The 21619-nt window shown below is 42.0% G+C and carries 17 protein-coding genes; 10 read left to right on the top strand and 7 right to left on the bottom strand.

Features of this window, described 5'->3' with window-relative positions; translation table 11 throughout:
* Positions 1-51: 51 nt before the first annotated feature.
* The gene (locus K5Q58_RS05385; RefSeq protein WP_220752945.1) at positions 52-1857 is read right to left on the bottom strand and encodes a glycoside hydrolase family 9 protein; all 1806 of its coding nucleotides are present in this window, start codon (positions 1855-1857) and stop codon (positions 52-54) included.
* 285 nt (positions 1858-2142) lie between these two features.
* Here K5Q58_RS05385 and mpl point away from each other — a divergent pair, with 285 nt between their 5' ends.
* From mpl to K5Q58_RS05360, 5 genes are all read left to right on the top strand, one after another.
* The gene (gene mpl, locus K5Q58_RS05380; protein WP_220752944.1) at positions 2143-3543 is read left to right on the top strand and encodes a UDP-N-acetylmuramate:L-alanyl-gamma-D-glutamyl-meso-diaminopimelate ligase; all 1401 of its coding nucleotides are present in this window, start codon (positions 2143-2145) and stop codon (positions 3541-3543) included.
* Positions 3544-3634: 91 nt separating this feature from the next.
* The gene (locus K5Q58_RS05375) at positions 3635-4306 is read left to right on the top strand and encodes a flavin prenyltransferase UbiX (RefSeq protein ID WP_220752943.1); all 672 of its coding nucleotides are present in this window, start codon (positions 3635-3637) and stop codon (positions 4304-4306) included.
* A 39-nt stretch (positions 4307-4345) separates the two neighbouring features.
* The gene (gene hpt / locus K5Q58_RS05370; RefSeq protein WP_102526467.1) at positions 4346-4876 is read left to right on the top strand and encodes a hypoxanthine phosphoribosyltransferase; all 531 of its coding nucleotides are present in this window, start codon (positions 4346-4348) and stop codon (positions 4874-4876) included.
* A 69-nt stretch (positions 4877-4945) separates the two neighbouring features.
* Positions 4946-5884, top strand: coding sequence for an ABC transporter ATP-binding protein (locus tag K5Q58_RS05365; protein ID WP_220752942.1), 939 nt, complete (start codon positions 4946-4948; stop codon positions 5882-5884).
* Positions 5881-6651 (top strand): ABC transporter permease, encoded by a 771-nt coding sequence (locus K5Q58_RS05360; RefSeq protein WP_220752941.1) that lies wholly within the window; start codon positions 5881-5883, stop codon positions 6649-6651. The genes K5Q58_RS05365 and K5Q58_RS05360 overlap by 4 nt, the downstream gene beginning before the upstream one ends.
* A gap of 134 nt (positions 6652-6785) precedes the next feature.
* On the opposite strand, the gene K5Q58_RS05355 is transcribed toward K5Q58_RS05360, so the two are convergent.
* Entirely contained in the window at positions 6786-7625 is an 840-nt protein-coding gene (locus K5Q58_RS05355; RefSeq protein WP_220752940.1) for a hypothetical protein, read from the bottom strand.
* A gap of 382 nt (positions 7626-8007) precedes the next feature.
* Between K5Q58_RS05355 and K5Q58_RS05350 the strand changes: the two genes are divergently transcribed.
* Both K5Q58_RS05350 and dbpA read left to right on the top strand, forming a co-directional pair.
* Entirely contained in the window at positions 8008-8874 is an 867-nt protein-coding gene (locus K5Q58_RS05350) for a pirin family protein (protein ID WP_220752939.1), read from the top strand.
* Between the two features lie 162 nt (positions 8875-9036).
* A complete protein-coding gene (dbpA, locus tag K5Q58_RS05345) occupies positions 9037-10440 on the top strand; it encodes an ATP-dependent RNA helicase DbpA (RefSeq protein ID WP_220752938.1) in 1404 nt (467 codons plus the stop codon).
* A 69-nt stretch (positions 10441-10509) separates the two neighbouring features.
* Here the strand turns inward: dbpA and K5Q58_RS05340 are convergent, their stop codons facing one another.
* From K5Q58_RS05340 to K5Q58_RS05330, 3 genes are all read right to left on the bottom strand, one after another.
* On the bottom strand, positions 10510-11301 hold the full coding sequence (locus tag K5Q58_RS05340; RefSeq protein WP_220752937.1) for a DUF6445 family protein: 792 nt from the start codon (positions 11299-11301) through the stop codon (positions 10510-10512).
* A 239-nt stretch (positions 11302-11540) separates the two neighbouring features.
* Positions 11541-12314 (bottom strand): hypothetical protein, encoded by a 774-nt coding sequence (locus K5Q58_RS05335; protein ID WP_220752936.1) that lies wholly within the window; start codon positions 12312-12314, stop codon positions 11541-11543.
* Between the two features lie 244 nt (positions 12315-12558).
* The gene (locus K5Q58_RS05330; RefSeq protein WP_220752935.1) at positions 12559-14013 is read right to left on the bottom strand and encodes a DEAD/DEAH box helicase; all 1455 of its coding nucleotides are present in this window, start codon (positions 14011-14013) and stop codon (positions 12559-12561) included.
* 463 nt (positions 14014-14476) lie between these two features.
* On the opposite strand from K5Q58_RS05330, the gene K5Q58_RS05325 reads away from it, so the two are divergent.
* Complete coding sequence (locus tag K5Q58_RS05325; protein WP_220753025.1) at positions 14477-15529, top strand: DUF3626 domain-containing protein; 1053 nt, start codon at positions 14477-14479, stop codon at positions 15527-15529.
* 18 nt (positions 15530-15547) lie between these two features.
* Here K5Q58_RS05325 and K5Q58_RS05320 read toward each other — a convergent pair whose 3' ends face one another.
* On the bottom strand, positions 15548-16429 hold the full coding sequence (locus K5Q58_RS05320) for a sensor domain-containing diguanylate cyclase (RefSeq protein WP_220752934.1): 882 nt from the start codon (positions 16427-16429) through the stop codon (positions 15548-15550).
* Positions 16430-16766: 337 nt separating this feature from the next.
* Between K5Q58_RS05320 and cydD the strand changes: the two genes are divergently transcribed.
* The gene (cydD, locus tag K5Q58_RS05315) at positions 16767-18620 is read left to right on the top strand and encodes a cysteine/glutathione ABC transporter permease/ATP-binding protein CydD (protein ID WP_220752933.1); all 1854 of its coding nucleotides are present in this window, start codon (positions 16767-16769) and stop codon (positions 18618-18620) included.
* A complete protein-coding gene (gene cydC, locus K5Q58_RS05310) occupies positions 18620-20398 on the top strand; it encodes a cysteine/glutathione ABC transporter ATP-binding protein/permease CydC (RefSeq protein WP_220752932.1) in 1779 nt (592 codons plus the stop codon). The genes cydD and cydC overlap by 1 nt, the downstream gene beginning before the upstream one ends.
* 229 nt (positions 20399-20627) lie before the next feature.
* Here the strand turns inward: cydC and K5Q58_RS05305 are convergent.
* Positions 20628-21619, bottom strand: a 992-nt coding sequence (locus K5Q58_RS05305; protein WP_220752931.1) for a hypothetical protein, incomplete at its 5' end; no start/stop codon positions are given.

Genomic DNA, 21619 nt, shown 5'->3' with positions numbered 1-21619 from the left:
AACCGCTTGAACTTATTTCGTTTCATAAAGCGCGGCTAACTCCTAATGCACTTACTTTGTTTCAGATAGCGCCGCTAACATGTATACCAGCGGCGCATTCCAATTAATCGCCACTTCGTTACTGGCATAGCTACAGCCGTGATCAATATAAGACAAAGCAGCATGGGGTGATGGGTAAATACCGCCTTGTTTTTTACAGTCGCCCGCATCTTGCTGACCTGGTTGCGGCCCGCCTGCTAAAAAGCCTGGAATTGGTGCTTTAATGCCATCAGCCATAGAGGCTCGGTGATGAACATTCATAGGCGACATTAGCCCTACACCTGTCACAAAAGAAATCCCTAGAGGGTTGCGACCAAAAATGTAATCGACAATGGCCTCTGCGTGTTTGGTATACAAACTGTCTTGTTGCTCTGTGGTGGATAATAGCTGACTAACTCGAACTAAAGTCACGGCTTTATTAAGCATGTTGGAGTTACTGCCCCAAACAAAGTCTTGCTCACTAATCGCTAGGCCATAAGCTGAATCTTCGCCCACCTTTATCCAGCTATCAGTCAGCTGTAATAATTGTGACTGGGCTTGCTGCTTTAATTTTTTGGGTGACTTGTCAGTGGTTGCTATGGTGATCAAAGCTAAGGTTTCGACTTTATCCCATTCAGGAATTCGCAGTTTTTTGGGTAACTCAATTGCATTGAGGTACTCATCTTCGCCAGTTGCTGCAAATAACTCAGCTGCAGCCCATAACCATTCATCTTTTAAATCGTCTCCAGCTGTCGCGTAAGCACCTGTGTGAATATCAGCGGGTTGTTGATAATGAATGTCGGGGTTTTTAATCGCCCATTGCCATGCATATTTGGCCGCGCGAAGTAATTGCTGGCTGTAGCTGGTGTTGTCAAAGGAGGTTTCTGGCAAGTTCGCATCATACTGAGCCAATATTTGGCTAGCTTTAGCCATAGTTGCTGCAAAACCCAGAGTGGCTGCGGTAGATTTAGCGATGACATAACGGGGCTGGTCCATCATGTGCGGCATTTCATCTTCGCCGGTAAAGCGTTTGGTGGTGAGCTTGTGGTACAAACCACCATCTGCGGGGTCTTGCATGGTGAGCATCCAATCCATATTCCACAGGATTTCATCAAGGGTGTCGGGCAAGTTATTGCTTGATTCTGGAATATTAAGCTTGAGGCTTGATAGCGCATCAGCTTGCTCTGCCAGTGCGCTTAATAAGGTATAAACCGTGATATTAGAATTAACGATGTATTTATTATAATCGCCGGCATCGTACCAGCCTTTAGGGGACGAAATCACTGTACCTTCGGGTCTGGTTTTTGAAGCTGCAGATTGATGAACATAAACAATGGTATCTGGGTGCGCTGCCGGGCGGGCATATATGCCAGCATACTCTTGTTGGATAACCGCGCCACTGCGATTATAAAAGTAAGCTCGCATGGCCGTTTTTAATGGCTGATTATAGCGAGATTCAGAGATTGAAAAAGGATGGGAGATCCCAAGGGAATCAACTTTTAGCTGGTATTCACCTGCCTGAGTAAAATCATCAAATCGAGCGAGTTTTACGGTTTCTGCAGAGGGTGGCCACGCTTTAGGGGCGCTGAGCTTGCCTTGATAAACCGTTTTGCCTGATGTTTGCTCAATGAGGCTAAAACTCTCAGACGCTGTATTACTAATCACGGCAGTTTTTACTGCACTCACTCCAAATCCAAGTTGATTAAAACGAATATCCTGTCCATCGGCAACACTGCTATGACTGACCAGTGCAGTGATACTCATACATGCCAACAAGCTTGCTGAGCGTTTAAAAGGTGATATCCACTGCTTGGTCTTATTGCTGGTGAGGTTATTCATTTTCAGTCCTTGTTGAAAATCGGCTAAGCCATTATTACGGCTTTTTTATCAATAAAGAAACATGACCAGTTAGAATTGATTATGCAGCATAACTAACAATCCTAATGTCCAGTTATTAGGACAATACCGTAGTGAGCTGTTGGCAAGGGTTACTTAGTTCTAGCTAAGTCGTGCGAGAGTTATATCTGACTAATGGCTAAACATTAAAGCTTGTTATTGTGACCTGACAATCTATGTCGCAATGCTTTAGAATAAGCCACAAATCATTCTCAATAGAGCAATTGCATGCACGTACATATTCTTGGGATCTGTGGCACTTTTATGGGCGGCCTCGCATTATTAGCCCGTGCGATGGGACACAAAGTCACTGGCAGTGACGCCAATGTTTATCCTCCAATGAGCACTCAGCTTGAAGAGCAAGGTATTGAGCTCATTCAAGGCTTTGACCCAATTCAATTAGGTAAAGAAGGCGAAAGTCAGCCTGATATTGTAGTGATTGGCAATGCGATGAGCCGAGGTAATGCGTGCGTTGAGGCGGTACTTAATCGCGGCATTAAATACACTTCTGGCCCGCAGTTTTTATCAGAATATATTTTGCCTGAACGTTGGGTGCTTGCGGTTTCTGGGACTCATGGCAAAACATCGACCTCGAGCATGCTGGCGTGGGTATTAGAAGATTGCGGTTATGAACCAGGCTTTTTAATTGGTGGTGTTCCACAAAACTTTGGCGTTTCAGCACGCTTAGGTAATTCGCCCTTTTTTGTGGTTGAGGCTGATGAATATGACAGCGCCTTTTTCGATAAACGATCTAAGTTTGTCCATTACCGTCCACGCACTTTAGTCATTAATAACCTTGAGTTTGACCATGCCGATATTTTTGCTGATTTAGCCGCAATTCAAAAGCAATTTAATCATGTTATTCGCACCGTGCCGGGCGAAGGTAAAGTGATTTGGCCTGCTGAAAATAACGCAGTTAAAGAAGTGATTGAACTTGGGTGCTGGAGCGAGCAAGAGTTGTTCCACGCGACTAATAATAGTCAAAATAGCAGCCAAGAAGGTTGGTACGCGAACTCCATTGCGGCTGACGGCCATGAATTTGAAGTGATGTTTAATGGCGAGTCTCAAGGCATTTTAAACTGGGGTTTAATTGGCCAGCATAATATTGAAAATGCAGTTATGGCTATTGCTGCAGCGCGCCATGTGGGTGTGGCGCCAGCGCTTGCCATTGAAGCGTTAACCAAGTTTGCGCCACCTAAGCGCCGTTTAGAGCTGCTTGATACCGTCAATGGTATTGCGGTGTATGATGATTTTGCTCATCACCCAACAGCGATTGAAACGACCTTGCAGGGCTTACGAGCTAAAGTTGGCGAAGGTCAAGCTGCTACAGGAAAACTGATTGTGGTGCTCGAACCACGGTCTAACACCATGAAAAGTGGCGTACACAAAGACACCTTAGCCTCATCAATGGCATTGGCGGATTGTGCCTTTTTGTACCAAGCTGACAATATTGGTTGGGATATTAAAACCAATATGGCGAGTGCGAGCTTGCCGGTAATGGTATCAACAGACATTAATGAGATTATCGCTTTAGTTAGTGCTGAGGCTGGCGCTGGTGATACCATCGTCATTATGAGTAATGGCGGCTTTAACGGTATTCATCAAAAACTCATTAATGCTTTAAACTAGTGGGTAAGATTTTTTAACAATATTGTGCCTGTCGCAGTATGTTGAACGTATAACAAGTTAACTTAATCCGTTAGCTGTATTTAGAGAGTTTATGAGTAATACAACGCAGTACAACAAACGCGCTAAAGCGATCAGTCTTGCATGGACTGGCGCTTCAGGTGCACCTTATGGTTTAAAACTATTACAGTGCTTATTAGCTGCCGATTATCAGGTATTTTTAATGATATCGAGTGCAGCGCGAGTTGTACTGGCAACCGAAGAAGGTTTGCAGCTCAGTGCTAATTCAGAAAAAGCCCATGAGCAGCTATTAAATCATTTTGAAATGACTGATTCATCTGTCGGTGAATTGGTGGTTTTAGGTAAAGACGAGTGGTTCTCGCCACCGGCATCAGGCAGCGCAGCGCCAAAGCAAATGGTGATTTGCCCTTGTTCAACTGGCACTTTAGCTGCTGTGGCGACGGGAATGAGTAACAATTTGTTAGAAAGAGCGGCAGATGTAGTCATAAAAGAGCGTGGCCAACTAATCCTTGTACCAAGAGAAACTCCTTTTAGCGCCATACACTTAGAGCATATGTTGAGCCTGACACGTAACGGCGCGACCATCATGCCTGCAGCCCCAGGCTTTTATCACCATCCCCAATCGATAGAAGATCTGGTAAACTTCATGGTTTCCCGAATTCTAGATCATTTGGGTATTGAACATGGGCTAACAAATCGCTGGGGTTATGCTTCACAAAAGTCTCGCGACGACACCGCAATTTAAATTACGTTAAGTCCTAAAATCACGACAACTGAGAGTAATATGAAACACACAACCGAAGTGATGATTTCTGCAGAAGAAATCAACGAAAAACTGGATATATTAGCTGAAAGGATTAATGCCCATTACGCAGACAGCGAGCGTTTGTTAATGGTCGGCTTATTGAAAGGGTCTGTGGTTTTTATGGCTGACTTATGTCGCCGTATTAAGGGCCATGTTGAAATCGACTTTATGTCTGTTTCTAGCTATGGCAATGCAATGACAAGTACACGTGATGTGAAAATCTTAAAAGATGTTTCATCTGAGATCATTGATCGTGACGTATTGATCGTTGAAGATTTAATTGATTCAGGCAACACCTTAAATAAAGTACGCGAAATGCTATTACTGCGTGAGCCAAAAAGCTTAGCGCTGTGTACTTTATTAGATAAGCCTGAGCGCCGTGAAGTAGACGTACCTGTCGACTTTATCGGCTTTACCATTCCTGACGAGTTCATCGTAGGTTATGGTATCGACTATGCTGAGCAGTATCGTAACCTGCCTTACATCGCTAAAGTTGTGCCGTTAGATTAATGCCACCTTTGGTATGTAAACTCCCGCTATAGGCGGGAGTTTTTGTTTATTGAGTAGAGGGAATTCATCATGGGCGAAAGCGCCAATGCATTAGTTATCGAAAACCTTAAAAAGACCTATAAGGGTGGAGTTGAAGCGGTTAAAACCCTCAACCTCACTGTTAAGCAAGGTGACTTTTTTGCTTTGTTAGGCCCAAATGGTGCGGGTAAGTCCACCACCATTGGTGTGATCAGTTCGCTGGTGCAAAAGACACAAGGACAAGTGAAGGTTTTTGACTACGATATTGATAAACAGCTTGAACAAGCCAAGCTATGCATTGGTTTAGTACCGCAGGAGTTCAACTTTAATCAGTTTGAAACAGTGCAGCAAATTGTCGTCAATCAAGCTGGTTACTACGGCGTTAAACGCGATATCGCATTGCAACGCGCCGAGAAATACCTGTCGCAACTGGATTTATGGGAAAAGCGTCATGCCCAAGCGCGCCAGTTATCAGGCGGTATGAAACGTCGTTTAATGATAGCCCGTGCATTAATGCATGAGCCAAAACTGCTGATATTGGACGAACCAACCGCGGGTGTTGATATTGAACTTCGTCGTTCAATGTGGGATTTTTTAAAGCAAATTAATGCCCAAGGTGTCACGATTATTCTCACCACCCATTACCTTGAAGAAGCTGAAATGCTTTGCCGTAATATCGGTATTATTGACCAAGGCATGCTGGTGGAATGCACCACAATGAAGTCCTTACTTAGCAAGCTGAATATGGAAACCTTCATTTTAGATTTACGTCATGATATTGAAGCCGCCCCTGATCTTGGTAAATTTAAATGTCGTTTAACTGATTCGCACACCCTTGAGGTCGATGTTGTTAAAGATGACAACCTTAACGAGGTATTTATTCAGTTATCTGCCGATGGTATCGAAGTGACCTCAATGCGTAATAAAGCTAACCGTCTTGAAGAGTTGTTTGTTGAATTGGTCGAAAAAGCCAAGGAGGCAAAAAAATGAACCAGTTATATTTAATCGCTTTCAAAAGTATTCTGACCAAAGAGATTAATCGCTTTACCCGTATTTGGGTGCAAACTATCGTGCCGCCAGCGATTACCATGACATTATATTTCTTAATTTTTGGCAACCTTGTAGGGAGTCGCATTGGCCAAATGGGCGGCGTGAGCTACATGGAATTTATTGCGCCAGGTCTTATCATGATGTCGGTGATTACTAACTCATTCTCGAATGTGGGTTCGTCATTTTACAGTGCTAAATTTCAGCGAAACCTCGAAGAAATCATGGTCGCGCCTGTGCCACATTATGTGCTGATTGCAGGATACGTCGGCGGTGGTGTTGCCCGAGGTTTATTAGTGGGTTGTATCGTGACCTTAGTGGCCATGTTCTTTGTTGATATCAGTGTCCATCATTTAGGTTATGTGGTGCTAACGGCATTTTTAACCTCAGTCATGTTTGCGCTAGCCGGTCTTATTAACGCAGTATTTGCTAAAAGCTACGATGACATCAGTATCATCCCAACGTTTGTATTAACGCCACTCACCTATTTAGGAGGGGTGTTTTACTCGTTATCTCTATTGCCTGATTTCTGGCAAGGGGTGTCAGCGCTTAACCCTGTGGTTTATGTGATTAACGTATTCCGTTATGGCTTCCTTGGCTTTGCCGATATGAGCGTACCTTTATCAATCGGGATAATGATTAGCTTCTGTGCTGGACTATGGTTTGTGGCTTATTACTTAATTTCGCGTGGTATTGGCCTGCGTAGCTAGTTTTTACTGAGAGTGTAGCTAGCTTTCACTTAGGATGTAGCTAGCTTTTACTGAAGGCGTAGTTAATTGTCTATTTAAGTAATGGTTGTTAATAAAAAAGGACTCAATAGAGTCCTTTTTATTGAATGAGTTACTTAAAAACTCAGACTATCTATCCAGTCTATCGCGCTCAAGTAATCAAGTGTGGCTTGATCAAAAGGATTGTTATCAAGCCTTACGCTTTCCAGCAGCCTATTAGCATTTAAATTAATCGTTGTTAATTGGCAAATGCCTGCGTCGAAGGTTTTAAGCTGGGTATTTTGAGTTAAATCAATTGACTGTATTGCATTAAGACCAATCGTGAGTGTTTCTAAATTGATATTTTCTTGCAAATTGATATGGCTAAATTCATTCATATCTAAGTGCAATGTTCGTAAATTATGATTATCTGAAATATCTATAGTAGACAAATTATTGTCCATTACATTGAGGGATTCTAGTTGAGGAGTATTATAAATATTGAGGTAACTCATATTGTTAGATACGGCATCAATGGTTTTTAGGCTAACCAAGTTAGCTACGTCTAATTGTACTTCGGCATTATTCCAAAGTGATACTTCAGTGAGTGAATGATTTTCAGATAAATGTAAGCTACTTAAAGATAAGTTAAAGGTAAGCTTAATTTTCTCCAATGTACTGAATGAAGATAAATCAATATCTTTGGCGCCGCTTGAAGAGATGTCTAATTCTTTTAAGCTTGTAAATATTGCCATTTCTTCGATGCCTTTAGCATCTAAATCATCACCACTGCATGAGAAAGTCTGTATATCAGAGAGGTTTTCCCAGCCGTTTCTGTCTCTTAGTACATCAAAACAATTTTGAACCGTCGCAGATTCAAACCTTATTGAGTCCAGCTCATTTAACTCGTCAGAGTCATTACATGCCGCTAAAGCAAATATCATAAAAATTGAGCTTAAGCCTTTACCGAACCTCATAATACCAATCCTTGATCTAGCTGTTTATATTTATGTTTATTGATATAGGGAGATTTTGATAGTGTTTATTTTCTAAACTTTAATGATGAGATATTTGTTGGATACTTGTGCTGAGTTAAGTAGTGGTAAAGGATTAGAAATAATGAACAAATAGATGTATTCACTTAAAAAGTAACGGTTCAAGTTGTTTTGTGCTTTTTTGTTCGTGAAGTGACGTTACAAATTGAATCACATGTATCAGCTGTATTGTGAGCTTCGTGGTTGGAGGGAGAATTAATCTATTGTTCTAGTAAATCGAATGATAACTGCTGTTAATTGCAATATTTCTTCGACTATTTGGCTGCTAAAGTGACCTCATTAACAGTTTACAGAGATGCTAATTATGAAGGTATTAAGCAAATTTACTGCAAGACCAGCTATGGATGGTGATGGGGTTAATATCAAGCGAGTGGCTGACTTTATGAATACCCGTTTCGATCCTTATTTGATGATTGATGAGATAAAATCGAATGATCAACAAGATTTTATTGGTGGTTTCCCGCCGCATCCTCATCGCGGAATTGAAACCTTTACCTATATTCGTAAAGGCGGCTTTGAGCATCGTGACCAACTCGGCAATGTTAAAGCCATTCGAACAGGTGATGTGCAGTGGATGAGCACGGGCAGTGGTGTTATTCATTCTGAAATGCCACTAGCAGATGCCAATGAAGGACTGCATGGGTTTCAAATTTGGTTGAATATGCCAGCCAAGGACAAGATGCGCCCAGCTATATACCAAGACACCACTGAAAACCCAAATCCAACGGCAACAAATAGCCGTGGCGCTGCGCTTAAAGCATTGTCAGGAAACTGGCAATTTGCAGATTCGGATCTGGTCATACAGGCCAGTATTCAAGGCTTAGCGGGCCAAGGCGCCATTGCTGATGTCATGCTAAACGAAAACGGCAAAGCGGATATCGATTTGTCAGCGCACCAAAGCGTAAGCGCTTATATTTATCAAGGTGAACTTGAATATACTGATGCCAAAGGAGAGTTGGCTGTTGCAACGGAAGGTCACTTATTGGTGATAAAACCTGAGCAAAATACCCATATTAAAGCTGGCAACAAAGACACTGGGTTATTGCTATTAGCAGGCAGTCCGATAAATGAAAAAATTGTCCACATGGGGCCGTTTGTGATGAATACTCAAGCTGAAATTAATCAGGCTATTGATGATTATCAACAGGGGCGTTTTGGTGAGATTGCCTAATAGTTGTTTTATGCTAATTGCAGCACCATTATTCAAATAAATGTCAGCGACTAGCGGATAAAATTGCTACAATAGACATTCAAACATTTGGCCAAGGTATTTTATCCTTGGCCGAGTTGTTTCTACTATCCAACTTTGCTTTGATATCAGAGGATATTCACCTTGAGTCAGTCTACTGAACAGGCCGCTAATACGGCTTTCGCATCACTTAATCTTAAACCAGGTTTGTTTGATAACCTTAAAACATTGGGATACGAGTCTATGACTCAAATCCAAGCTGAAAGCTTACCAGCTATTCTGGCGGGTGATGATGTGATTGGCCAAGGAAAAACCGGTTCAGGTAAAACTGCTGCGTTCGGTTTAGGGCTGTTAAATAAGTTAGATGTGAAACGTTTTCGCATTCAAACTATGGTGCTATGTCCAACTCGTGAACTTGCCGATCAAGTTGCTAAAGACATTCGTACTCTAGCCCGTGGCATTCATAACATCAAAGTATTGACCTTGTGTGGCGGCGTTCCAATGGGCCCACAAATTGGCTCACTTGAGCATGGCGCACATATCATTGTGGGGACACCCGGTCGTATCGTTGATCATTTAGATCGCAACCGTTTAGATTTAAGCAACGTTAACATGTTGGTATTAGATGAAGCGGATCGCATGCTGGAAATGGGTTTCCAAGATCATATTGATCAAATCATTGCTGAAACACCACACGAGCGTCAAACGCTTTTGTTCAGTGCGACATTCCCTGAGCAAATTCAGCAGATTGTTGATCAAATCATGTATAAGCCGTTAATGGTTAAAGTAGAAGCTACTCATGATAACCACACCATCGAGCAGCATTTTTATCATACTGAAGATAATGATGCCCGCTTAGAAGCATTGCGTTTGTTGTTACTTGAAAAGCAGCCTGAAAGCGCCGTGGTATTTTGTAATACCAAACGTGAAACTCAAAAAGTAGCAGACACCTTAGCTGATCAAGGTTTTAGTGTGTTGGCTTTGCACGGTGATTTAGAGCAGCGCGATCGCGATCAAATGCTACTGCGTTTTGCTAACCGCAGTGCGCGCATTTTAGTGGCAACTGATGTCGCCTCTCGTGGTTTAGATATCGAAGACTTAGAAGCAGTATTTAACTACCACATTGCTTACGATACTGAAGTGCACATTCACCGTATTGGCCGTACAGGTCGTGCTGGCAGTAAAGGCGCAGCTTATACCTTCTTTAGTCATTCAGATGGTCACAGAATGGTAGAAATTGAAGAGCTTATTGGCAAAGAAATTGATGGTGAAACACTGCCTTCAATGAACGTGCTTAACAAGCAGCCGCAAGAAGCGGAAATGATCACTATTCAAATCGATGCCGGTAAAAAGCATAAAATTCGCCCTGGTGATATCGTGGGTGGTTTAACGGGTGAAAACGGCATTAATGGTGCTGATATTGGTAAAATTAAAGTCACCGATATTCGCTCATTTGTAGCCGTTAAACGTGATGCCTCGAAAAAAGCATTGAACAAAATTACCAAAGGCCGTTTGAAAGGTAAGACTTACCGCGCTTGGTTTTTGTAGTATTTGAAAAGTAACTGAAAGCGAGCTTAGTGCAGACTAAGCTCGCTTTTTTTTGAATATAAATGGCCGTTAAGCCACACTAAAAAATGAGTTAATTGAAGTGCGGTTATTCAGTGCTTTTTTATCAAACTCAACATCATCAGTAATATTGGCACTATGTAATATATTGCCCGAGTAAATGACTAAACGATTAGGTTTAGCGTCAACACTAAACACCTTTTCGAACAGCTCATCTGAATCATTAATATAACCCTTTCGATTGGTGGCAGTTTGTTTGACCTCATCAACCATCTTTAAAATGATGTCTTTGTCATCATGGGACAAGTTCAGCTTATCTGCGCCTTTATAGCGGTAAAAACTGGTGCCACCCAGATTGTTATCATTAAGGTAATGCACTGCAGCCATATCGTGGCAGGCTAAGGAATCAAAATGAGGCATAGTTTGATGTGCATTCAGTTGTAATGGCGTTAACGTGACCTTTGATAGCCAGCATTTAGCAATTTGATGTTGTTTAAACATTTCGCCTTTTGGTTGCATTGCGAGTAATTCAAATAACGATGACAAGGTTTGGTAATAGGGTTTGGGCATTTCATCACGTAAACCCGGAAATAAGGTTCCGTCGGCACCAGCCGGATTAAAATAAGCTTTGGTATTGCTATATTCTACCAGTGCATCAAAGTCATCAATAAAGTCGTCGATAATCCAGATTAAATGCTCACTATTGGGAATGTGCGTGACTTGAATATGTAATGCTTTATTCATTGCGCTTGCAGATATATTGGAATGCTCAATCATGGCAGTAATGTATTCCTTTAAATCAATGTCGTTTAGCACTATTTGTGGATAAATAGTAACGATCATAACGAGTGCTAATTATAAATCGTGACATTTATAAATGGTGACATTGATAAACTAATAGATGCAGAGTGTACGATGGATTATCGCATTTAGATCTATCTAATTGCGCTAACCTTCTAAGTACAGTTTCAAGCTCATTCTCATTAAGTGATGAATTGAATGCAGCTTATTGTTTATGTTGTGTTTTGAGTATAGGACTTTAGTCTTAAAGGCGGGTGTTAATGATATAATGGAATAAAAAATTATTGTGCGTTAGCCTCATCAACCTCTGACAACATATAAATCAAGGTGTCGCCATTGTCATCACTGGCGAGATATGACCAAGTGCTGACATTTTTACCTAGATTTCCCCCTTGGATTTGTTGACTCACTTGCATCCACGCATTGGGTGATAATTCCATTCCACGAATTTCACAGGTGGTTGTTTTGCAATTGATAGACTCTATGTCGACCCCTGATGAAGATTCACTGATATCGATGGCATCACGTAATGCTTGCTCACGGTTAACGGCCCAATCATGGTTGATTTCATCTTGGTGATGACGTTTAAATAGATCCACCATATCCCCTTGTTGGTTAGCCAGCATATTAGCAAAAGCTTGCGGTACCCACTGTTTAGCTTGCTCGGCAGTGATACTTGATGGCTCAGGGTGAAAAGGGGAATTATTGGTTTGTTCTATCGCCTCATCTATTTCGGTATAGGCAATTTCAACTTGCTGCTCTAACAAGCCCATTGAAGAGTTCATTGCATCAATTAGGCTGTTCTTTTCTGCAAGTTGTTGTTTGAGCTGTTGCACCTCTTTTTTCAGTTCCGCAACCAGTTGGGCTGACTCGTGTTTAAGTGCTGAAGGCTGTTGAGTAAACGCTGATGGCTCATGCTCTGCTAATGACAAGGATTGTTCTGTTTTTGCTTGTGTAATATCACTAATATCTATGGTTTTTCCTATTTGTAAGCCTACAAATAAGCTACCTAAAGCCAGCAATAAAACGAGAGTGAAAAACCCTAAATATTTCATAAATCTTCCATGATGACATTTTCATAATGATGATTTAATAATCATGAACGATGTCATTCAATCTGGCAACTTTTAGCGTTTCAGAATAACGTTTGAGGTAAGGGTTTAGGTAAATGACGAGTATAAAAAAAGCATGAAAGCGATAGGCTTTCATGCTTTTGAAACGACAGGTTACTCTATTTACACATTAGCTTTAACGCTGACAAATTAGACGAGTACTAATGCGGTAATGAGTGCGCTGTTATTAACGTCTTGCATTGGCATACGGGTCAACTTTTCCTGACGACGTTTGCGAGTTTGCGTTATCAGCGCGGCCTTGACGGCGTTGAGGCTTCTTAGCACCATTTGACTGCGCATTTTCTGCTTCTGCACGAGCTCGTGCGCGTTGACGCTGGCTTGGCTTATCTGAATTGCCTTTAGGCGCTGGACGTTGACCTTGTTTTTGGCCCTGATTTTGCCCTTGTTTTTGGCTATCAGTTTGGTTGGCATGCTTACGGCGATTCGGATTAGGCTTTTTATGATTAGCCGTGCGATGTCCGCCTTTTAAGTTTGCTTCAGGTAAGTCATGGCAAGCTTCATAGCCTTCAATCACTTTTCGTTCAACAGTGCGCTTAATCAGTCTTTCGATGTCATGCAGTAACTTAACTTCTTCATCACTAACCAAAGACACGGCTAAACCTGTTGCACCAGCGCGGCCGGTACGACCAATACGATGAACATAATCTTCAGGGACATTAGGTAAGTCAAAGTTAACCACAAATGGCAGTTGGTCAATATCAATGCCGCGGGCAGCAATATCAGTTGCTACCATCACTTGTGCTTTGCCTGCTTTGAAGTCAGCAAGAGCTTTAGTACGTGCACCTTGGCTTTTGTTACCGTGAATAGCAACAGCATTAATGCCGTCAGCATCTAAGTTTTTCGCTAAGCGGTTAGCGCCATGCTTGGTGCGAGAAAATACCAGTACTTGATGCCAGTTATTCTCTTTAATTAACTTAGTTAAGATGCGCGCTTTACGGCTTTTGTCTACGGCATAAACACTTTGCTCAACTGTGTTGGCAGTCGCATTACGCGGTGTCACTGAAATCTCAACGGGATTATTCACTAAGCCTTTTGCTAAATCACGGATTTCGTCTGAAAAGGTCGCTGAGAACATTAGGTTTTGGCGTTGTTTTGGCAGCATGGCCAATACTTTTTTAATGTCGCGGATAAAGCCCATATCTAACATGCGGTCGGCTTCATCAAGGATCAGTACTTCAAGTTGGCTAAAGCTTAAGGCTTTTTGTTGGCATAAATCTAATAAACGCCCAGGGGTCGCTACTAGAATATCAACACCATTTCTTAGGGTTGTAATTTGTGGGTTTATTGATACGCCGCCAAACACAACTGCAGATTTCAGCGGTAAGTTAGTGCCGTAAGTCGATACGCTTTCAGCCACTTGAGCTGCAAGTTCACGCGTAGGTGTCAGTACTAATGCACGGACTTGGCCACGCTTAGCGCGCGGACCTTTTGAGAGTAATTCTAATAGCGGCAGAGTAAAGCCTGCAGTTTTGCCAGTACCTGTCTGGGCAGCTGCCATTACGTCTTTGCCTTCTAGGACGGCAGGAATAGCTTGTTCTTGGATTGCTGATGGGGTGTCATACCCTTGTTTTTCAACAGCTTTTAAAATTGCTGCGCTTAAGCCTAGTGAGGCAAAACTCATAGAATGATCTCTTTGGGCAACGTATACGTTGCTATGACTGAATAGGGGGGCCATTAATGGCGGCCGTGAAGCTTACCTGAAACACTGCTAGAGCGCCATCTAATCGCTTAAATATTCCTCTTTAATCCAAGTCTGTAGCTGAGCAGGGCTAATATTGCAGTCCATTTATTTTATTGGCTTTTGAGGCAGAGTTAAAAGGTATCAAGCATTGCTAATTAGTTTTATTTCAGCTTTATATGCTCAAATGATGAATTAGTTTTAATCTTTTGTGCTAATGACGATTATTTTACATACAATGAAATACAAGCACTTAGCAGGGTAGTTGGCACCGTACTTAGCACAGCTTTAGTACAGTGAACCTGGCTGAACACTTAGTAAAGTGAGCTAGAGAAATTGCACTTAAAATAGTGTACTTGGAAGAGTGCTCTGACACGATCAAACAAAAGCACAGGGAGGGCAAGTGATGAATCGAAAGTCTGCAGCGCAGTTACATATCGAACATACTGTTGCTTGTTTGCGTGAGCATTCCAGCTCTGTGATTAAAAATGTGCTGCTAATGTCCAACATTCCAACCTTTAATGTCCAGCAAGCAATGCAATCCCTGCATCAGCATGGCCGCGTTGCATTACACTTTCATCCAGATCGAATCGATAGCCGTGGCTTATCAGTGGCCGCAGGGTTATTGAAAGATGGATGTTATAAAAGTCAGTTTGAAACTCATATTTCCAATGGGCAGCTATCGCCTGAATTAGGTGGACCAAGAGATCATTGGGAGAACCAGCTTTTTGGCAATAGCTATTCAGGTGTGAAGCTGCGCCCTAAGTACGGAGCGCTAGATATTGGTTTATGCCCGATGGGGCCCGCGCCTCGATTTGGTAGCTGTTATTTCTTGACTCATACTCAAGTGCTTTCACGTTGTACGTTCAGTTACATGGATTCATACCGCTTGCCCAAAGAAAAAGGCACCTTGAATTGCTTTGAAGTGGTTTTGGCTGCGTTATTGAGCGAATGCTTTGAGCGCCAATATGCATTAGGCGTTAAAGACATTAAGCCTGCAGGGATTGTTGAGCATGTGTCTTATCAGCTTTCAAAGGGAGTAAATGCTAGGTTTGAGCGTAGTGCGCTGTCTAATCTTGACCATTACATTGAAGCGCAAATTCATGGAAAAGTATCATTAGATAATGATATTGGCTATCTGGTAGCGGATCCTAGCTTTAAAGACACAGATATCGGAGAGGTGATGCAAACCTTGTGCAGTGAATACGATATTGAACTGCTATGGCACCAAGGCTATCAGCTTGAGGTTGCGAAGGTGCCAGATGATTTTCGCGGTGCCGCGATGCCAGATTTAGCCAAAGTCATCGCTCGAGATAATATCATTACAGCTGAGGTTATTGGCCGCGCAGCGCAAGTGTTGTCACAAAGCCCTGTGTCATGGAGTGAGCGAAGTAAGCAAGCTCAGCAAATTCAGCAGCTCAAGTTAATGTGGCATGTGTTAGTTAAGTTTGGGATTTAAGAAATCTGATAAAGTCGCTTAACCAAACCGATAAGTCGCGCCGCCTTGGCGTTTTGATTTATACATGGCAAAGTCTGCCGCTTTAATTAAGGTATCAAAGTCATCACCCGAGTCGGGAAAGGTCGCGATACCGACACTGCAATTGAGTAATATTTTCTGTTCATCAATAGTAAATTGTTTATCTAACGCACTAATTATCAGATCTGCCATGTGGGAGTTATCATTGTTATCTTCGATATCTTCAAGCAGTAATACAAACTCATCGCCGCCCATTCTCGCTAATGTATCAGATTCCCTAATAACCTCATTTAGCCTTGCTACGGTTTCAATAAGCACTTTGTCACCATTACAATGACCATAGGTATCATTGATCTTTTTAAAGTCATCTAAATCTAAGTAAAATAGGCTGAATTTAGTGCTAAGGCGCTTACAGCGTTCAATAGAGTGTTTCACTCTATCCATCAATAAGTGACGATTTGGGATTTGAGTTAGTTGGTCGTAGCAAGCTAAATTCAATAATTGCTGTGCATCTTCAATGCGTTTAGTGATATCACGATTAATGCCTAAAGCGCCGATAAATTGTTGGTTGTTATCAAATAGCGGTACACACATGGACTCAACCCAACCGATAGAGCCATCTTTATGCAAGAAGCGGATTTCCCCTGTCCACTTGCCGTGTTGTTCGACTGAGGATATGACTAAATCAGTGATGGAAGCGCTGTCTTCGGGGACGTGAAGCAGACTGACGGGCTGGCCGATAATGTCCTCTTTACTATAGCCGTATAGCTGTTGAGAACCACAGTTCCAGTCGATGACAATGCCTGCAGCATCTGTGACAACCACTGCATCAAATAAGTAGTTAAAAGCTTGTGCTCTAAGAGCTGAAAGATCAACGTCCATTTAATAATACCTTCTTCATCCTGTTAGAAAGTGATGCATTTAAATTAATCGTGATAGTCCTTTTAAGCGTATAAACTCAAATGAAGTAAGATTTAAGTTTGTTAGTTTAAGCAAGAGTCAGCCGTGATTCAGCCTTTAAATAATGAACAAAAATTTACCTTTCTTATACTGCTCTAGCAATGACTATCGCGTAGAATTATAGTTCATCATTAACACAGTGTTTATTAGCAATGTGTGAATCAGTTAACACTTCTCTATAAGCGGCTGTTATCTAACCTCTTAGCTTGCGATACTGCGGCAATTTTCCTCATTTAGTGCTGTCATCTTCAGGAATGTAATGGATAAAACCTTAGAAAAATCTCTCGGCCAGTGGCTTAAGCAACAAAAGTCTTCTTGTGGCATATTCTTGAAACTCACCATTTTTACCGGTGCACTAAACGGTGTCGCGATTGTGATGCAAGCTTATTTGTTGGCGCATATTTTACATGGCGTGATTATGCTTGAATCACCTATGGCCAGTTTTACTAGCCAGTTTATTGCATTAGTGACACTCATTATTGTTCGTGCAGTACTTGCCTACGCCCGTGAACGTTTAAGCTTTGAGGCAGGTAAACGACTTCGTAGTGATATTCGTGAAGCTGTATTAAATAAGCTTACCGACTTGGGCCCTGCGTTTATTAAAGGTAAGCCCGCCGGAGCTTGGGCGAGTATCGTGCTCGAACAGGTTGAAGATTTACACGACTTTTATGCCAAATATTTACCGCAAATGATGTTGGCCGGATTTATTCCGCTAATTATTTTAGTGTCGGTGTTCCCGCTTAACTGGGCCGCAGGGCTTATATTATTTGCCACTGCGCCGCTTATTCCTATGTTTATGATTTTGGTTGGCATGGGCGCTGCTGATGCTAATCGTAAAAACTTCAGCGCATTATCACGCTTAAGTGGCCATTTTATGGATCGTTTAAAAGGATTAAGCACGCTGAAGTTGTTCCACCGCGGCGAAACAGAAGTGAATAAAATTGAGACGGCTTCAGAGGACTTCAGACAAAGAACCATGTCGGTACTGCGAATGGCGTTTTTAAGCTCGGCAGTATTAGAGTTTTTTGCTGCGCTTTCGATTGCGGTATTGGCGGTGTATTTTGGCTTTAGCTATTTAGACCACCTTAACTTTGGTCACTATGGCGCAGGGATTACCCTATTTACTGGCCTGTTTATTCTGATATTAGCCCCTGAGTTTTTTCAGCCGCTACGAGATTTAGGCACTCATTATCATGCAAAAGCGCAAGCGATTGGTGCTGCTGAAGCGCTAGTTGAATTACTTGAACATCCAAATCCATTAAAACAGGTGGACGGTAATTTTAGTGAGCAAACAGCGCAGCATCATAATGTGTCATTAGATAATATTGCTATCTCAGCTGCTGATTTAGAAGTGCTGACCTTAGAAGGTACATCACTGTTAGGCCCCATTTCATTTGAGGTGGCAGCAGGGCAAAAGGTGGCGATTGTTGGCCCAAGCGGCGCGGGTAAAACAAGCTTACTTAATGCATTGTTAGGGTTTCTTCCTTATAAAGGCTCCCTTAAAGTTAACGGTGTTGAGTTAAGCGTATTGGATAAGCAGCAATGGCGAGCTCATCTAGCATGGCTTGGCCAAGACCCACAGTTATTCCATGGCAGCATCCGCGAAAATGTCTGCTTAGCCAACCCTGAATTAACCGACTCTCAACTAATGGCATTACTGGAAAAAGCCAGTATTGCTGAGTTTGTTCATCAGCACCCGCAGGGCCTAGATGCCGTGATTAACGACCAAGCGGCAGGGGTTTCTGTAGGCCAAGCGCAACGTATTGCCCTTGCGCGTGCGTTAGCACAACCAGCGAGTTTATTTCTACTTGATGAACCTACAGCAAGCCTTGATAGCCACAGTGAAAAACTGGTATCAGATTCTCTTAAACTAGCCATGTCGCAGCAAACCTGCGTGATGGTGACTCATCGACTTGATCAGTTACAAGGCATGGATAACATCTTAGTGGTTGAGCATGGTCAGATTGTGCAGCAAGGGGATTATGCTTTGCTGAGCGCTCAAGCGGGTTTATTTAAAAACATGCAACAACAGGATGATGACGGTTTATCACTGTATGTTGATGAGCCACAGTCAACCCAGACCGATGTGCAAACTAAAAGGGAGGATGTGTAATGAAGCTATTACTGCCTTTCATTAAGTTATTTAAGCGTCAGTGGTTAATGATGTCGGTTGGTTTATTGCTAACTTGCACCACGATCATTGCTGGTATTGGGTTATTGTCGCTGTCGGGTTGGTTTTTATCCGCCACCGCTATTGCAGGATTAACAGCAGCAACCGCGCTTGCGTTTAACTTTTTCACTCCTGCTGGTGGGGTGCGTTTTCTATCAATAGCCCGAACCGCCAGTCGATATGGTGAGCGATTAGCGACCCATGAAGCCACGTTTAAACTGCTAACTGAACTTCGCGTTTGGTCGTGGAAAAAGCTACTGCCATTAAGTGCTAGTAACCTAAAAGGCTTGCGACAAGGGGATATGCTTAATCGGTTAGTGGCCGATATCGACACCCTTGATCATCTTTATTTACGATTATTAGTGCCAATGGCCGCTTCATTACTGACGGTGGTTGCACTTTATGCCTTCTTATCTTGGTTTGATGCCTCGTTAGCCATTAGCTTATGTGCATTGTTAATCGCTGCTTGGGTTGTTTTACCTTTGGTGTTTTATCGTCTGGGTAGAGAGCCGGGCGAAGCTGTTGTTGATAGTAAACGAAGCTTTCGAGTGTTGATATTAGATGTGATTCAAGGGCAAGCCGAGCTAACTTTATTTTCGGCAAATGACCGTTATCGTCAAAAGCTACGTGAAGCTGAGTTATCGTTATTTACCAGCCAAACCGCAATGGCGCATATTACTGGCTTAAGCCAAGCACTATTAATTATGGTTAATGGCGCAGCGGTCGTCATGATGATGTATCTTGCTGGCCAAGGTGTGGGTGACAGCGTGCCGCCTGGTCCGTTAATGGCGATGATGGTATTTGCCACCATGGCCACCATTGAAATGATGATGCCAATCTCTGGTGCCTTCCAGCATTTATCAGGTTGTGTATTAGCGGCTAAACGTATTTCGGAAGTCACCGAGCAAACACCTGATGTGGTGTTTGGTGAGGTTAATAAGCTTGAACTGTGCGACATAAAGCTCAGTAATATTCACTTTGGTTATCAAGCTGATGCGAAAGTATTATCTGGCTTGAATTTAGATTTACCCCAAGGCAGTAAGGTTGCACTGTTAGGCGCAACAGGCTGTGGTAAGTCGAGTTTACTCAGCTTAATCACCCGCGAATGGCAACCGCAGCAAGGCCAAATTAGCCTGGGCGGACGTGATATTAGTGAGTTTGATGAAGCAACATTGCGTAGCTCAATGACTGTTGTTAGCCAACGAATTCATTTGTTTGCTGGCACAGTACGAGACAACCTAGCCATTGCACTGCCTTATGTTGAAGGTCAAAAAAGACGAGCCAATGATGAGCGTTTAACCGCAGTGCTTAAGCAAGTTGGTTTAGAGACGTTACTGAGTTCAAAAACCACCACAGATCGCGGTGAAGAAGTCGGCTTAGATAGTTGGATTGGTGAAGGTGGCCGCCAACTCTCTGGTGGCGAACAACGCCGTATTGGTGTGGCTAGAGCGTTACTGCGTGATGCGCCAATTTTATTACTAGATGAGCCAACAGAAGGGCTGGATAAGCGCACCGAACGCGAAATATTACGACTGTTATTTGCCTTAGCAAAAGGCAAAACCATGTTGATGATAAGCCACCGTTTAACCGCCATGGCTGAAATGGATTGTATTCATATGATCCAAAATGGACAAATAACCGATAGTGGTGACCATCAGCAATTAATGGCAAGCAGTGCTGATTACCAAAGCTTGTATAAGCATTTAGGTAAAGAAGCTTAATAGGGCTGTTGTCGTTTTGATATCGTTTGAAAAGTATTGGCAAACATTTTTGAAACGTTAATGACAACAAAAAAAACGCTAATCGACTTGGGTAACAACCAAGCGGTTAGCGTTTTTTTAGCTCAAGTTGAGTCGGGTATTGTTAGGCAGGTAATTAGGTAGGCAATAAAGTTTGCTTTGATCCTACTTATTCCTGATCCTACTTATTCCTGACCCTACTTATTCTAGATTAGTCGTAATAAACCCATCTACCGTGTTCTAACTGAAATGATTCTATCTCATTAACACTTATGACGTTCAGAATTTCATTTTTAAGACGTATGGTGATTTCGGCTCTAATGTGACACGCAATACCGATTGGGTTATCACTGTATTGTTGACAGCTTGAAATAGATAAATCATCAATATCAACACTTGTCTCTACACCCCAAATATGTTGAGTGTAACTTTCTTTAATTGCTTGCTTTACATCTTTTTCAGCCATGTTTTTACTAAGAAATAACACGTTAAATAAATAAGCAAACAGCGTAATCACAAAACAGAAAAATAGAGCGAAAATGGTTAGGTTTTTAGCCGATATGTTCTTAATCTTCTCTTTAGCTTGATCTTTATCACTATTTTTAAGTTCTGTTACAAATAGGGTGATTTCAATTCTTGTTGCTTTTAACCAAGCTTCTACAGTTGTGAATGTTGCACGGTTTACAAGTGTTGCGTCATCCTTTAAGAATAATACACTCCAAAACTTGGTATTTTCTTGGTATCTAAAGCCAATAATAACCAGCACATAGCCAACAACCCCAGCTAAGTAGACGAACATTCCATATTCCAAAGTAATCATTGATGAAGTTAATGAACCTAAAAATGAACCAGAGTCAGTTTGAGAGAATCTAAAAAACTCTGGTACGTACTCTATTACCAGGTTAAATAATTCTTTCACGGTTTCAAAATTAGTGACTAAGAAAAATATAGGAACTCCAATAGCCAAAAATCTAACTAGTTTAATCGGCGCCCCCAATAAAACTAATAACACCAATGGGAATATAATCGCATAATCAAAAAATGATCCATCTTTACTGAAAGGGATTAATGGTTCACCAAAGGTTGAAATAAAAGGTAAATACCCTGAAAAAATAAGACAAAGTAATAATGATACCAATAAAACATTTAATGCTTGTACTGTTGGTAATGCATGTTTAAATGATTTTTTAGAAGGGATGTAAA

Source organism: Shewanella sp. KT0246, from assembly GCF_019654955.1.
Lineage (GTDB): Bacteria > Pseudomonadota > Gammaproteobacteria > Enterobacterales > Shewanellaceae > Shewanella > Shewanella goraebulensis.
This window is presented reverse-complemented; position numbering and strand designations above follow the sequence as displayed.

What these genes read in the sequence shown, in the direction of transcription:
- K5Q58_RS05385 (WP_220752945.1), bottom strand. Translation starts at nt 1,857, where the DNA reads ATGAATAACCTCACCAGCAATAAGACCAAGCAGTGGATATCACCTTTT.
- mpl (WP_220752944.1), top strand. Translation starts at nt 2,143, where the DNA reads ATGCACGTACATATTCTTGGGATCTGTGGCACTTTTATGGGCGGCCTC.
- K5Q58_RS05375 (WP_220752943.1), top strand. Translation starts at nt 3,635, where the DNA reads ATGAGTAATACAACGCAGTACAACAAACGCGCTAAAGCGATCAGTCTT.
- hpt (WP_102526467.1), top strand. Translation starts at nt 4,346, where the DNA reads ATGAAACACACAACCGAAGTGATGATTTCTGCAGAAGAAATCAACGAA.
- K5Q58_RS05365 (WP_220752942.1), top strand. Translation starts at nt 4,946, where the DNA reads ATGGGCGAAAGCGCCAATGCATTAGTTATCGAAAACCTTAAAAAGACC.
- K5Q58_RS05360 (WP_220752941.1), top strand. Translation starts at nt 5,881, where the DNA reads ATGAACCAGTTATATTTAATCGCTTTCAAAAGTATTCTGACCAAAGAG.
- K5Q58_RS05355 (WP_220752940.1), bottom strand. Translation starts at nt 7,625, where the DNA reads ATGAGGTTCGGTAAAGGCTTAAGCTCAATTTTTATGATATTTGCTTTA.
- K5Q58_RS05350 (WP_220752939.1), top strand. Translation starts at nt 8,008, where the DNA reads ATGAAGGTATTAAGCAAATTTACTGCAAGACCAGCTATGGATGGTGAT.
- K5Q58_RS05340 (WP_220752937.1), bottom strand. Translation starts at nt 11,301, where the DNA reads ATGATCGTTACTATTTATCCACAAATAGTGCTAAACGACATTGATTTA.
- K5Q58_RS05335 (WP_220752936.1), bottom strand. Translation starts at nt 12,314, where the DNA reads ATGAAATATTTAGGGTTTTTCACTCTCGTTTTATTGCTGGCTTTAGGT.
- K5Q58_RS05330 (WP_220752935.1), bottom strand. Translation starts at nt 14,013, where the DNA reads ATGAGTTTTGCCTCACTAGGCTTAAGCGCAGCAATTTTAAAAGCTGTT.
- K5Q58_RS05325 (WP_220753025.1), top strand. Translation starts at nt 14,477, where the DNA reads ATGAATCGAAAGTCTGCAGCGCAGTTACATATCGAACATACTGTTGCT.
- K5Q58_RS05320 (WP_220752934.1), bottom strand. Translation starts at nt 16,429, where the DNA reads ATGGACGTTGATCTTTCAGCTCTTAGAGCACAAGCTTTTAACTACTTA.
- cydD (WP_220752933.1), top strand. Translation starts at nt 16,767, where the DNA reads ATGGATAAAACCTTAGAAAAATCTCTCGGCCAGTGGCTTAAGCAACAA.
- cydC (WP_220752932.1), top strand. Translation starts at nt 18,620, where the DNA reads ATGAAGCTATTACTGCCTTTCATTAAGTTATTTAAGCGTCAGTGGTTA.